General features: G+C 37.4%; 17 protein-coding genes and 2 pseudogenes. 7 read left to right on the plus strand and 12 right to left on the minus strand.

What is annotated here, in order from left to right; genetic code table 11:
- Positions 1 to 274 precede the first annotated feature (274 nt).
- From FJR08_RS05550 to FJR08_RS05570, 5 genes and pseudogenes are all read right to left on the minus strand, one after another.
- Entirely contained in the window at positions 275 to 430 is a 156-nt protein-coding gene (locus FJR08_RS05550; protein WP_168632475.1) for a hypothetical protein, read from the minus strand.
- 21 nt (positions 431 to 451) lie between these two features.
- The gene (locus tag FJR08_RS05555; RefSeq protein ID WP_168632476.1) at positions 452 to 634 is read right to left on the minus strand and encodes a type II toxin-antitoxin system Phd/YefM family antitoxin; all 183 of its coding nucleotides are present in this window, start codon (positions 632 to 634) and stop codon (positions 452 to 454) included.
- A 192-nt stretch (positions 635 to 826) separates the two neighbouring features.
- Positions 827 to 1,078: a DUF4926 domain-containing protein gene (locus tag FJR08_RS05560; protein WP_168632477.1), complete on the minus strand. Its 252-nt coding sequence runs from the start codon at positions 1,076 to 1,078 to the stop codon at positions 827 to 829.
- A 3-nt stretch (positions 1,079 to 1,081) separates the two neighbouring features.
- Positions 1,082 to 1,327, minus strand: a pseudogene (locus FJR08_RS05565) (DUF6883 domain-containing protein); the annotation flags it as partial.
- Positions 1,328 to 1,360: 33 nt separating this feature from the next.
- A pseudogene (locus tag FJR08_RS05570) lies at positions 1,361 to 1,711 on the minus strand (ferredoxin:protochlorophyllide reductase (ATP-dependent) subunit B); the annotation flags it as partial.
- 884 nt (positions 1,712 to 2,595) lie between these two features.
- Between FJR08_RS05570 and FJR08_RS05575 the strand changes: the two are divergent.
- From FJR08_RS05575 to FJR08_RS05595, 5 genes are all read left to right on the plus strand, one after another.
- Positions 2,596 to 3,240, plus strand: coding sequence for a COP23 domain-containing protein (locus FJR08_RS05575; RefSeq protein ID WP_168632479.1), 645 nt, complete (start codon positions 2,596 to 2,598; stop codon positions 3,238 to 3,240).
- Positions 3,241 to 3,396: 156 nt separating this feature from the next.
- A complete protein-coding gene (locus FJR08_RS05580) occupies positions 3,397 to 4,194 on the plus strand; it encodes a serine protease (RefSeq protein WP_254435695.1) in 798 nt (265 codons plus the stop codon).
- Between the two features lie 22 nt (positions 4,195 to 4,216).
- Positions 4,217 to 4,843, plus strand: coding sequence for a serine protease (locus FJR08_RS05585; RefSeq protein ID WP_168632481.1), 627 nt, complete (start codon positions 4,217 to 4,219; stop codon positions 4,841 to 4,843).
- A gap of 464 nt (positions 4,844 to 5,307) precedes the next feature.
- Positions 5,308 to 6,663, plus strand: coding sequence for a UDP-N-acetylmuramoyl-tripeptide--D-alanyl-D-alanine ligase (gene murF, locus FJR08_RS05590; protein WP_168632482.1), 1,356 nt, complete (start codon positions 5,308 to 5,310; stop codon positions 6,661 to 6,663).
- A 367-nt stretch (positions 6,664 to 7,030) separates the two neighbouring features.
- Complete coding sequence (locus FJR08_RS05595; RefSeq protein ID WP_168632483.1) at positions 7,031 to 7,231, plus strand: hypothetical protein; 201 nt, start codon at positions 7,031 to 7,033, stop codon at positions 7,229 to 7,231.
- A gap of 144 nt (positions 7,232 to 7,375) precedes the next feature.
- On the opposite strand, the gene FJR08_RS05600 is transcribed toward FJR08_RS05595, so the two are convergent.
- Both FJR08_RS05600 and FJR08_RS05605 read right to left on the minus strand, forming a co-directional pair.
- Positions 7,376 to 7,705: a hypothetical protein gene (locus tag FJR08_RS05600; protein ID WP_015079428.1), complete on the minus strand. Its 330-nt coding sequence runs from the start codon at positions 7,703 to 7,705 to the stop codon at positions 7,376 to 7,378.
- 207 nt (positions 7,706 to 7,912) lie between these two features.
- Positions 7,913 to 8,314, minus strand: a complete 402-nt coding sequence (locus tag FJR08_RS05605) for a fasciclin domain-containing protein (protein ID WP_015079427.1) — start codon at positions 8,312 to 8,314, stop codon at positions 7,913 to 7,915.
- 120 nt (positions 8,315 to 8,434) lie between these two features.
- Here FJR08_RS05605 and FJR08_RS05610 point away from each other — a divergent pair, with 120 nt between their 5' ends.
- Positions 8,435 to 9,373: a putative 2-dehydropantoate 2-reductase gene (locus FJR08_RS05610; RefSeq protein WP_168632484.1), complete on the plus strand. Its 939-nt coding sequence runs from the start codon at positions 8,435 to 8,437 to the stop codon at positions 9,371 to 9,373.
- A gap of 136 nt (positions 9,374 to 9,509) precedes the next feature.
- On the opposite strand, the gene FJR08_RS05615 is transcribed toward FJR08_RS05610, so the two are convergent.
- The 5 genes from FJR08_RS05615 to FJR08_RS05635 all read right to left on the minus strand — a co-directional run bounded on the left by FJR08_RS05615 (position 9,510) and on the right by FJR08_RS05635 (position 12,284).
- On the minus strand, positions 9,510 to 10,067 hold the full coding sequence (locus tag FJR08_RS05615; RefSeq protein ID WP_015079425.1) for a CBS domain-containing protein: 558 nt from the start codon (positions 10,065 to 10,067) through the stop codon (positions 9,510 to 9,512).
- A gap of 166 nt (positions 10,068 to 10,233) precedes the next feature.
- The gene (locus FJR08_RS05620) at positions 10,234 to 10,689 is read right to left on the minus strand and encodes a CBS domain-containing protein (RefSeq protein ID WP_015079424.1); all 456 of its coding nucleotides are present in this window, start codon (positions 10,687 to 10,689) and stop codon (positions 10,234 to 10,236) included.
- A gap of 2 nt (positions 10,690 to 10,691) precedes the next feature.
- Complete coding sequence (locus FJR08_RS24195) at positions 10,692 to 11,045, minus strand: hypothetical protein (protein WP_015079423.1); 354 nt, start codon at positions 11,043 to 11,045, stop codon at positions 10,692 to 10,694.
- Between the two features lie 12 nt (positions 11,046 to 11,057).
- Positions 11,058 to 11,417 (minus strand): co-chaperone YbbN, encoded by a 360-nt coding sequence (locus FJR08_RS05630; RefSeq protein ID WP_015079422.1) that lies wholly within the window; start codon positions 11,415 to 11,417, stop codon positions 11,058 to 11,060.
- A 210-nt stretch (positions 11,418 to 11,627) separates the two neighbouring features.
- The gene (locus tag FJR08_RS05635; protein WP_168632485.1) at positions 11,628 to 12,284 is read right to left on the minus strand and encodes a nucleoside monophosphate kinase; all 657 of its coding nucleotides are present in this window, start codon (positions 12,282 to 12,284) and stop codon (positions 11,628 to 11,630) included.
- A 133-nt stretch (positions 12,285 to 12,417) separates the two neighbouring features.
- Between FJR08_RS05635 and FJR08_RS05640 the strand changes: the two genes are divergently transcribed.
- A complete protein-coding gene (locus FJR08_RS05640; RefSeq protein ID WP_015079420.1) occupies positions 12,418 to 12,759 on the plus strand; it encodes a recombinase family protein in 342 nt (113 codons plus the stop codon).
- Positions 12,760 to 12,810 lie beyond the last annotated feature (51 nt).

Consider the following 12,810-nt stretch of genomic DNA (forward strand, 5'->3'; position numbering starts at 1 on the left):
TGTTTAATTTTTCAGTAATTTTCGCAAAAATCTGATCTTTTATCTAACTTAAAATTTGCACTGATGTTCATTTTATTATGCAATATTTACATATTCTCCTGATCTAGAAAGAGGAAGTAATTATGGTTGCCTGAAAAAGTTTTTCACTGATAGCGCAACGTGGTATCAGCCAGAGAGTAGGAGTTAGAACAAAGAAGAGATAATTGACACTCCCCGGCTTAAAGACATATCTAAAGTCATCCAACAAATATGAACAACAAGATCCCCGACTTCTTTAAGAAGTCGGGGATCTGAATCTGGCAATAGCCATTGCAGTTTGAATCTGCCAAGCAATAACTCTTTTAATAGCTATTAAATTGATTTCATCTAATGTTCCTTCTTCTTCTAAAAACGCATCAAGAGAAGAACCAATATAAGGATTTTCTGTCATATTTACGCCTCCAATGTGTGTTTACGTTCTAAGGCTAAATCCAATTGTTGTTTCTAATAAACTTTCTAATTCTTCAGCAGCAATGAGGGCGACGTTTTCACCATCAGGTTGGGTAATAATCATTACTTCTCTATCTGCAACTACTTGAGCGCAGATTTCAGCTAGGTTATTACGAGCATCTGTTAAGTTTGTTTGGTTGGACATTGTGGGATTTTTTCTCATGCTGTAGCTGATATTTTTCAATATTATCAGTTAGCTTTCTAACCCGTCTGGGAATTAATTCCCAGTCTAATAGCCGAAGTCCGTTAAAACGGACTCAATGATTAATTATTTTAGTCGTCTTGAGACGACTTTTGTTATTAGACTCAGATTCATTCTGAGGCGGTGATTGGGGTTTTAAGCTGTCTGTCTAATATTATATTCAACACTTCCCCAAGTTTCAGGTAGGGGGTTAACCCAGGAAATAGGAACAGAAACGACATCTAGCGTTTCACCATCTTCAAAGACTTCTAAAATATATCCTGGTTCTGGCTGGGTTGTAGTAGGATTTAGATGATCTAAGACAACGCCCTTATTACCAGCTTTTATAGGGCTGTTTGGAACATCTTGCTTTAGTTCTACCCATTGGAATAAGGTGGCTGTTGTCATTGTTTAATTCTCCTTTGATCTATCAGGTTTTAAAGTTATAAATCTTAATACTTCTGTTCCTTCATCCTGTTGCCAGATAGTGATAACCCTGAGTAAGCGGCCATTTTGTCCATGCCATTGGCTCTTAACAGCAAACTGAGTTCCATAATCAGTAGGGGTCACTTCTGCAATTTCAGAACCTGCCACGGATCTTATTATATCGTTCTTGAGAACTTCCCAGTTATCCTGGTTATATCCTGCTAAAGCTAGATATCTGGATCTATAGTCACCTAACCCCTAAACCTACGCTCCTACAGACTCCTTCGCAGCATACAAAACCTCAGCCGAGATATCTTTAAACCCACGCTCACGGGCAAACTTTTCAGTATTTCGCTTCACCTTCCCGCGCACAAAACCAGGAAATTTATTCAATTCTGCTTGGCCATCTTTTGTCCAATTCAAACCAGATTCCGCAGATATTCCTTTGGTAATTACTTCCTTTGTATCGTGTCCACCAAAGATTTCTAAAAGGTGATCTTCCATTCCCAAAGTGAAGGAATTGTAGATTAAATCCGTGATTTGATTTGTGCCTTCATAACCCATAAATGGTTTGTAACCAATGGGGAAATTCTGAACGTGAATTGGTGCTGCAATCTTAACAAAGCTTTACGCAGAAATTTCACTACTTTCAATAACTATGGTTTTCAACATAGACATGGTATAATTACAATTATTATTGATAGCAAACAATACTGTGTTAACCCCCATCCTGGTTTAACTGCGGGAAGCTACCAATATAATCGGACTTATGGTAAACTCAGACTCTTAACTTCGCTGCAATGCCATCCTCCGCGAAAAAGAGGCTAGTAATTATCTAAGTTATAAATCAATCTGTTGCCTCTGTGTATTAAAATATTGATGCAGTATTTTCTCTGGAAAAGTTGTACCCAAAAACTTCGTTTCTACATTTGTAAGATTTAGGATTAAACTGTCAGTAACCCAGCCCTAAAGGGACTGGGCTTGCAAGAGTAATCAAGCAAGCCGTGCTGACCAGACCACCCTGAGCATAGTCGAAGGGTAGCCGTTATTTGAGTCACGACACCCCGGAATGCGTAGCCCCTTCGGGGTTCAGCAGTCGCTCATGGGGGAAACCCCCAAGACCGCGCTGCTTCACTAGTTCCCTGCTCTGTCATTTGCAATTAAACAGTTTTAAGGTCACTGAAACAGTGTTGCAAGTCTAAAAAGCTCTTATAACTGGTCTAAGCTAACATTACCCCAGAAATGGGAGGCTCTTTGGAGCAAAACATTCATTATGCGTACAGAGTTGGGAATTTTGAATCGGTAATTGTCCCGTTGAAAGTACATTACAAAAGTACACCGAATTTACCAACTCCAAGGCGGTAATGAAAAAATATTCAAGGCGGTTAAAACCGCTCGTGCCGTGGCTGGTGAGCCATGTCGATAGCGTAGCGTGGCGTTAGCCATACCATCCCTCTCAGGGCTAAAGCCGCTGAGTTTCCCACTTACCGGATATTCTTATGAAATTTCCATTAGCTGCCCCCGTATTAATTGCAACTTTAACTCTATCTAGTGGTTTAGGATTAACGTCCACAGTCCAAGCCAAGCCTCCTGTAGATAATTCAGTCAATAATGTACCCGTTGATAATGCAGGGGTTAGTGATTCAGCGGTCAATGGTACTAAATTTAGTTGCGTTGCGGAAAATAATGGTAACGTGGCTACAATTGGTCAACGTCCCGGTGGACAGCCAATTCCTTTAATTATTTGGACTAAAAAGGGTGCTGATGCTTTTGGTGGCAAATATAGTCCACAAAAACGTTGCGGTATCGTCACACCAAAATTGAATAAAGCTGTAGCTGACAGTGGTGGTAGGTTAAAAGATGTCGTTTTAATGACTGGCAAGGTTAGTGGTAGTACCGTAATTTGTGTAGTCTCGATGACAGATAGTGGTTGTAATAAAAACAATGTTCTGCTGACGCTGAAACCGGAAAATGCTGAAAAAGCAGAAGAAATTCTGTCCCAAATCGTGAAAATTAGCCGTGAAGGTTCGAGCGCGACTGCAATTTTAGAAACAACTGATAATCGGGTTCAAGTAAATTTAGGAGATTGGGAAAAAGCAACTATGGGTAATGCAAATCGTAAATCTGCAACTCCAAAATTTTAGTTGATTATTTTGTCAGGGTTTAGCGAAAAATACTGAACCCTGATTCCTACTTATTTTTTTGTCATTTTTTATCAATTTTCGGAAAATTATTGCATGATCAATCATATTTTTTTCTTATATAAAAAATCTTTTTTAGGATTACTCCTGACTATATTTATGAGTAAGTTTGTTCTGGAATCGAATGCTCAAGCTGTAACTTTATCTGAGCAAGATTTGAGAAATTCAGTCCAGACAATCAATGTCAATGCCTCAGAAATTGCCAAACAAGTAACTGTCAGAATTATCACTAAGTTTGGTTCTGGATCAGGAGTAATTATTAAGCGTTATGGGCAAACTTATCTAGCACTAACAAATCATCATGTAGTGGCAGATAACCCTAAAAATGGCTATCAAGTCATGACGGTTGATGGTAAGCTGTATTCAGCACGGGATAGGACTCAAGTTAAAATTGCGACCTTGGACTTGGCATTGGTAGAATTTACTAGCCAACAAAACTATCAAGTAGTAGAATTGCAGAAATTACCAAAAATACTAGAGGGAGAAAAAGTATATGCAGCAGGGTTTCCGGCCTGGAATTTTATCCGAGAAGGAAACAAAATTACCAGATTTGAAGAAACTCGTAATTGGGGAATTAGAGCTTTTCATTTAACAACGGGAAAGATCGAAATGCAACTTGCGAAAACACTTCCTGGAGGTTACCAAGTTGGTTATACTAATGATGTTAGGCAAGGGATGAGCGGTGGACCACTTTTAAATCAAAAAGGAGAATTAATAGCAATTAATGGCTTATTAAAGTATCCCTTCCAGGGGATTAAGGCTTTTACTGATGGTTCTGTACCTAATCAACAAATTTATGCAAAAATAGACTCTTTAAGTTGGGCTATTCCTATTACTAAAGTCATTGATTTTATGGAGACACAAAATCTAGTTGAGCAAAATTTACATAATTACTGAAAAAAAATCAAAAATATTGAATATGCTTTTAATAACTAATCAATTAACTAGGGTGTTTTTGGGGATATCGGCAATAACAGCAATGGCTATGACTATTCCAGCATTAGCTAACAGTGTACCTCAAGGAATCGCCGAAAATGTCAGAGAATCTATAGTCCAAATCAATAGCAAAGATAATGGTTCTCCTGGAGGTTCAGGAGTGATTATTGACGAAGAAAATAATATTTACACTGTATTAACTGCCAATCATGTTGTTTGTAGTGCCATAAAACGACCAGGGAAGATTAATTGCTCTCAAGATATCAATTACTCAATTCGTACCTACACAGGGAAAGAGTATGTTATGAAAAATCGTCAAGTTTTACAGACAGATCAAAATGGAGTTGATTTAGCAATTATTACATTTCAAGCTCCAGACTCAGAATATTATCGTCCTGTTGTTATTGAAGATAAGCCATTGGAAATTGGTACAGACATTTTTGTTGCTGGTTTTCCAGCCGTATTTGGCAGAAAAGGTGCAGATAGAGAATTTGCTTTTACAGGAGGGAGAATTGTTTTTAATCAGAATCTCCGAAATGGCTATAGTTTGGTTTATGATGCCAATACTTTGACTGGTAATAGTGGAGGAGGTGTATTTGCAATCTTGTAGCCATTCACGGACTTGCAGATGCTACTAAATCGGGATTTAATGCCGGCATTCCTATTAAAACTTATTTGCAGTTAACCAAAGGGAAAGTTATCTCAAGTGACACGGAGACAATCCCCCAATCTGAGCCAGCAAAAATCTCCTCCAATGACCGAAATTTGCAGATTATTCAAAATTTCGGATACAATCCTACAGCTTGTGAACCTGGGAGACAAGTAGTATCAATTATGTTTGGCAATAAAGAATACTGTGTTGAGCCTAGACCTCCTTTAACTGGTCTAAAATACCGATATAATTCGACTACTAATCAATTAGAGCTTTTCGATGCACCAAAATCTAATAACCCTAACAACCCTAATATAGGTTTATAAGGAAAATGCCGCCAAGGTGGAGATTTTAAATTTTATTGAAAATGACACAAAAAATGTTAATGTAAATAGCTTTAAAATACCCTGTCATTTATCAATATGTCAGTCTCTATCACTATCTCTCAACTGCTTGAAGAACTTCAAGCTGAATCGGTGAATGTATCTGCGTCTACCTTAACTCAGTTGGGGATGGGGATACAAACAGATACTCGCATTTTGCAACCGGGTGAAGTCTTTTTGGCTTTGCGAGGAGAAAAGTTTGATGGACATGATTTTGTAGCAACAGCGATCGCTAAAGGGGCTATAGTTGCCATAGTTGATCATGCTTACAAAAATCCCGGTTTTCCAGTTTTGCGGGTTAAAGATACTTTAAAGGCATATCAACAAATTGCTAAATGGTGGCGTGAAAGCTTTACTATTCCTGTAATTGGCATCACAGGTTCAGTAGGGAAAACCACAACTAAAGAATTAATTTCCGCAGTTTTAGCCACAAAAGGAAAAGTTCATAAAACCTACGGGAATTTTAATAATGAAATAGGAGTCTCCAAAACCCTGTTAGAAATGGGTCGAGAAAATGACTTTGCTGTGATTGAAATGGCAATGCGAGGCAGGGGACAAATTGCCGAACTGACAGAAATTGCTAAACCGACAATTGGGGTAATCACCAATGTGGGAACTGCACATATTGAGTTACTTGGTTCAGAAGAAGCCATTGCTGAAGCTAAGTGTGAATTATTAGCAACAATGCCAAATGATGGTATCGCCATTCTTAATCATGATAACCCCCTATTAATGACAACAGCAGCGAAATTTTGGCAAGGGAAAGTTATCAGTTATGGCTTTTCTGGTGGTGATATCCAAGGAGAATTAATTGATAGTGAAACTGTAGAAGTTGCCGGCATCCGTTTACCTTTACCTTTACCTGGTCGTCATAATGCTACCAATTTTTTAGCAGCTTTAGCAGTAGCTCAGGTATTAGAAATTGATTGGCAATTATTACAATCTGGGGTCATGGTAAATATGCCCACAGGTAGAAGTCAACGCTTCACTTTAGCTAATGATGTGGTGATTTTAGATGAAACCTATAATGCCGCCCCAGAAGCCATGTTAGCGGCTTTGCAGTTGTTAGCAGACACACCAGGAAAGCGGAAAATTGCGGTTTTAGGGGCAATGAAGGAATTAGGAGAAAGATCCCCAGAACTTCATCAAAAAGTCGGGGAAATGGTCAAAAGTTTGCATCTTGATGGATTATTAGTATTAGTTGATGGTAAAGATGCGGAAATTATGGCTAATAGTGCCGATAATATATCTTGTGAATGTTTCACTAATCATACCGATTTGGTAACAAGATTAAAAACATTTATGCAAACAGGCGATCGCTTATTATTCAAAGCAGCCCATTCTGTGGGATTAGATCGAGTTGTCAACCAATTACGGGCAGAATTCACCAATTAAAAAGAGTTGAAAATTGTATTTTCAATATGTTGTCTATTTGCTATAGTTTAGACAAAACAAACTTAATTAAGTCGGTATTTTCTCAAAAATATCATCCACAAGAAAATTACATCTTTTGTAGAGATGTTCCATGAAACATCTCTACCATATAGCAAAAAACAATCTAAAATGTCGTTTAACGAATGAAAATAAACCATTAATTGTTATCAATAGCGAGACAAAAATATTTCAATAAAGTCTTATCCATTGAGATCAAAGCCTTGAATTTATGGATTATTTTTGGAAGAATCAAAAGTAAGGTTAGTCAATATCAAGTCTAATCTCATTTGTTTGATATCAAGACAATATATAATAAGGAGGAATTATCATGGCTAATATCCAAATATCTGCACTACTTCCTGTCGGTTATGATTTATTTAATGATCCCGCTAGTTTTCTCAATGAACTAGCTAATGAGGAAGTACAAAATGTTATTGGTGGAGGTTATCATAGTTGTTGGTCTCATAAAAACAATTACTCTCACAACAATTCCAAGAGTGGTTATAACGGAAAATATTGGGGTCATTAAAATTAGAAAATAGCTGTTAGTTAACTAACAGCTATTACTAATAGTCAGAATAGTAATTTTTATTTTTTACTACTATTCTGACAGGTTATAAAAAAGTCAAATATCAGGTTTATAGCAATCGTGAAATTCTGACTTCTGTTGTAATTACTTACCAAAAGAAAACAATTGTGGAGAATTTTTTCGCCACATAATTACCAAAAGATTAGTTAATAAACAGGTAATTGCTAGGGATAACAAAATATAAGTTGGTGGCATAACTACACCAATCATGAACCAAGTGTAAACGTGCAGAAGCATGATACTAGCAAACAGACAAGCAAATCCAACAGATATCCACACCTGAAGCATGGGACGATTTAGGAAGGTGAGGACAATTGTGAATAAGGTTGTCAGGATATTAGCTGGAACAAGAAAGGCACAAATGCCTATACAGTTGTTGCGGGAAAATTCGATTAAGGTGTTGAAATCTAACATTAATTTTTGGGGATAATTGTAGGTTCTTATTATTAAGTTTTATTATCAATAATATCATTAGTAAAATCATAGTACCTTAAAAGTGAGTAATTACGCCATTTATGTAACAATTTTTAAAGAATTAGCCTTGGCAACTAAATTTATTAATGATAGAGACGCTGTCAGAAACGTCTCTACAATGTCTCCCAGATGAAAAACTCTCTCCGATTAACCCATCAAAATCACAGTATCAATAACGTGAATCACGCCATTATCAGCATCAATATCTGCTGCTAAAACTGTGGCATTTTTTACCTCAAAACCATCATCACAATTAATTTTAATAGGAGAACCTTCCACAGAAGTTACAGTACCAAGTTTTGCTAAATCAGCCTTTGTTAACTTACCAGGCACGACGTGATAGGTTAAAATCCTTGCTAACTGAGGAATATTTTGTAATAAAGTTGTAATCGTGCCTGGGGGTAACTTAGCAAAAGCGTCGTCAGTTGGTGCAAATACGGTGAATGGACCAGGACTTTTTAATGTTTCCACTAACCCAGCAGCTTGGACAGCCGCCACTAAAGTTTTAAACGCATCATTACTAACTGCAATATCAACAATATCAGGCATTGACTTTACCTCTCATCTACCAAAGGTTCTAAAAAATAGTAAATCATGTTTAAGTTTTATTAATGACAATTCTGATAAAATATATTCTGATGATTTTCTGAATATTTTTTTATACATAAAATGGATAAACGCACTTATGCAATATTGGGGACTGGTGCATTAGGTGGATTTTATGGTGCAAAACTGCAAAAATCCGGTTTAGAAGTTCATTATCTACTCAAAAGTGATTATCAACAGGTAAGCGAACAAGGTTTAATTATTGAGTCTAAAGACGGTGACTTTACCCTTTCTCAAGTTAATGCCTATAACAATGTAGACAAGATGCCACAGTGTGATGTGGTTATAGTATCACTAAAAACTACCCAAAATCAACTTTTACCAGATTTATTACCGCCAATAGTTAAAGATGACGGGGTAGTATTGGTATTACAAAATGGATTGGGTATAGAAGCAGAAGTTGCGGAAATTGTGAATAATGTCCACGTTATTGGGGGTTTATGTTTTCTCTGTTCTAATAAAGTTGCACCAGGACATATTCATCATTTAGATTATGGACAAATTACATTAGGTGAATATACATCTAATTATCAATCAATTGGCATTACTAAAAAAATGCGAGAAATTGCCGCAGATTTTGAAAATGCCGGTATATCAATAGAACTATTAGAAGATTTACTATTAGGACGTTGGAAAAAGTTAGTTTGGAATATTCCCTATAATGGCTTATCTGTGATTCTTGATGGGAGAACCGATGAATTAATGACAGATATATATACTCGTCAGTTAGTAGAAAGTTTGATGAGGGAAGTAGTTATAGGGGCAAAAAGTACGGGCAGAATTATTCCTGAAAGTTTCGTTCAAACCATGTTAGATTACACCGTGAAAATGAAACCTTACCGCACCAGCATGAAAATTGATTTTGATGAAAAACGTCCTTTAGAATTAGAAGCAATTTTTGGTAATCCATTAAGAAAAGCAGAATTAGCAGGTGTAAATTTGCAGCAAATTCGTTGTTTATATCAACAATTGAAGTTTTTGGATATGAGAAATAGAAGTTAAATCTAAATCCTGACTCATCCTATCCAAAAAATGGACAAATAAACTATCCCCATAGGTGTTATTTAAAGGGACAAAGGCAAGAAAAAACCTTTACCCCTATGAGAATTTTGGGCAAATCAGGCAAGGCAAATAGTATTTATTCGACAACATTCTCCTTCACTAATCTTTGGTCAGATGCTACTGCCAGAAGTTCTTCCACAATATCCCAAGCTGCTGCACATTCACGAGAAGAATCGCCCTTAGTTGCACAAATTGTTCTCGCTTCTTCCCGTGCAACTTCTATTTCGTCCTCAATAAAGATACGTTTTGGATTTTCAAACAAATCACTTTTTCTGAGGATATCGGTAATTGAGATGATTCCTAACAGCTTACCTTTAATTACGGGAGCGCGACGAATACGGGTATTGGCAAACAAGCGAGCTACATACTCCACACCAAGCTCAGGATTGACGACAATACAAGGCTTAGTCATAATTTCATAAACTCGCACTTGTTTGGAGTCTTTACCGTGAGCAGCAACTTTATAGACAATATCAGTTTCACTGACCATGCCATAGGGGTCATTTTCTGTACGAGGTTCCACAATTAAAGATCGCAAACCTTTATATTTCATCAAATCCACAGCTTCGGCTACGGTTGCTGAACCACGAATTGTGACAACTTCTGTGGTCATTATGTCTTCAGCTTTCATCATCGGTTTATAAGTTCCTATCAATAGTTGGATTGAAAATTGCCTTGGGTAACTTGTGAAATGAAATGTAATAAATTTGCAAAGATCAAGTTTTATCTTTTTTCAATTTGCCCATTATTCTTGGGTAAATTAGTATGATTAACTGAGCCAAAACGATGAATTCTTGGATTTAATCTTCGTAAATTCTGGCTTCTAAAGCATTGGGAAATTCTTGACAATACATCTCAAAATAGCTTTTTGGGTTTTCCACAAAGTCACTTTTTCTGAGGATATCGGTAATTGAGATGATTCCTAATAGCTTACCTTTAATTACAGGGGCGCGACGGATGCCTGTATTGGCAAATAAGCGGGCTACATACTCCACACCAAGTTCAGGATTGACGACAATACAAGGCTTGGTCATAATTTCATAAACTCGCACTTGTTTGGAGTCTTTACCATAAGCACCAACTTTATAAACAATATCAGTTTCAGTGATCATGCCATAGGGGTCATTTTCTGTGCGAGGTTCGACAATTAAAGATCGCAAATGGCGTTCTTTCATCAGTGCTACGGCTTCGGCTACGGTTGCTGAACCACGGATTGTGACAACTTCTGTGGTCATTATGTCTTCAGCTTTGATCATGGTTAAAATCCTGAAAGTAATGGGTATGAGTCTGTGGGACTTTGATTGGGTAAATGTCTAAATATGGAGCAGATGGAAATAGATTCACTCATTTCTAAGATTTGCTGCTCAGACACTTTTGGAGAAAGATTAGATGTAGTTAATGGTTGAAAATTACTTGGTATTCCGGGTGCGTAAGCTTCAATGACACTTCCATCCAGAGAGCGCATTACCATCAGGTAGTCACAAACTGGACACTCTGTACGGATAATTTGATTCATCAAAGAATGCTTGTGAGCTAGTTTTCCATCAGTTAAAAACTGACGTTTTGCTTCACTACCGCAATTAGGACATGGAAATATATACGCTCTCTGCATGGAGAAACCCCCTCAAGAAGGTGAAAGTATTTTGTTTAAAGCTGTGGTGAATTTCTCATAGGGAACTACCCCAACAACTATTTCTGATAATTCGCCATGATTGAAAAACATAACTGCGGGAATACTGCGAATACCGTACTTTTTAGCAATGCTTTGATTTTCGCCATCACCAACATCTAATTTGACTACTTTTGCCTGATCTTTGTATTCTTGGGCTAGTTGATCCATTAAAGGAGCAACCATCCTACAAGGTCCGCACCAAGTTGCGGTGCAGTCCATGACAAACAACTCTTTCGCCTCTAAGAGCGATTCAAAGTCTGATTTTTGGATATATTGAACAAGAGTTTCATTCGGACTTTCAGAAGTAGCCATAGGTTTCTCCAGTAAAAATTAAAATTGGTGATTATGTGGTTGGGAAATGGGAAATTGTCAAGGATAAGATGGAATGTCCATGAGTTAAGTTGTTTGTTGAGGTAAAGCCAATCTCAGAAGTGCTATAACCCTGATGCCATAGAAATTTCAATCTTTTGATTTTTCTTTTATTTCGCATAAAATACTCAGGACTTTTACTTTATTTTTGTGTCATGCAGATAAAATCTGTTTTCCTGCTTTGATTAATCTTTTTCTAGCATTTAAAGTTTTTTTATTTCCTATTAAACGAGACTTAGAAAAAGAATCTTGTAAAAACTGAGTTACTATTTCGACTGGGCGATCGCCATTAATCACAGTTAAACAACCTTGTTGGCGATAATGCTGAATTAAGGGAGCAGAATGCTCCTGATAGACTTCTATTCGCCGATAAATAACCTCATGATTATCGTCTGAGCGACCTCGTTGCAGTAACCTTTGTACCAAAACATCAATTGGGACATAAAAGCTAAAAACTTGGTCGTAAGGCCGTTCTGATAATGCAGTGTTGCCTTTAGCCCGGATTTCTAATAGTAATTGATCAAGAAGTTTCACCTGGGATAAATTACTAGGAAATCCATCCAGAATCCAACCCCGTTGGGCAGAGGAATGACTGAAGTGTTGGCGGATGATATCAAGAATGAAATCATCTGGAACTAAATCACCTCTTTCTATATACGGCTTGACTTTTAAGCCGAAAGAAGTTTCTTTAGCGATCGCCTGACGGCATATATCATCAATGGAAATATGGGGAATTTGCCATTGGCTTGACAGTGCTGCCCCCTGGGTACTCTTGCCAGCACCCGGTACTCCTAAGAAAATCAATCGCATTCAAACACCCCCTATTTCCAACCTAAGATGAGATGAAATCAACAACCAATACAATCCCCAAATATAAGATTCCTCTAGGAATAGCCAATATTTGAGATATCATATCTACAGAGGTGATTGAATTCTCAAAACTATGGCAACTGAAAAATCAAAAGACTCTTACCTGTGGGAAAAGCTAGACCAAGCCAGGAAAGCGAAAGCTGCCAGTGGCGGCTATGCCGGCTATGGTTCACCTGCTTTTGGTCAACAGTCAGTTAATGGTGAACTAGTAGAGAATCCATCTGAACAACAGATCATTGAATTAATTCGCCGTCACCACAAGTCAGGAAAATCACTTCCACAAATTGCCGCGTGGCTTAACCAGCAAGGATATACAACCAAGCGAGGCAGTCAGTGGCAACCTGTATCAGTTAAAAGGGTTTTAGACAGGCTGTATGGTAAAATACAAAGAATTTCCGGCATGGACGAAGACTGATGCCCACATTGGCTCTGATTTAGAACCACAAAGTAAAAATGTCTTCTTTGC

The organism is Dolichospermum sp. UHCC 0260, assembly GCF_009711985.1.
Lineage (GTDB): Bacteria > Cyanobacteriota > Cyanobacteriia > Cyanobacteriales > Nostocaceae > Dolichospermum > Dolichospermum lemmermannii.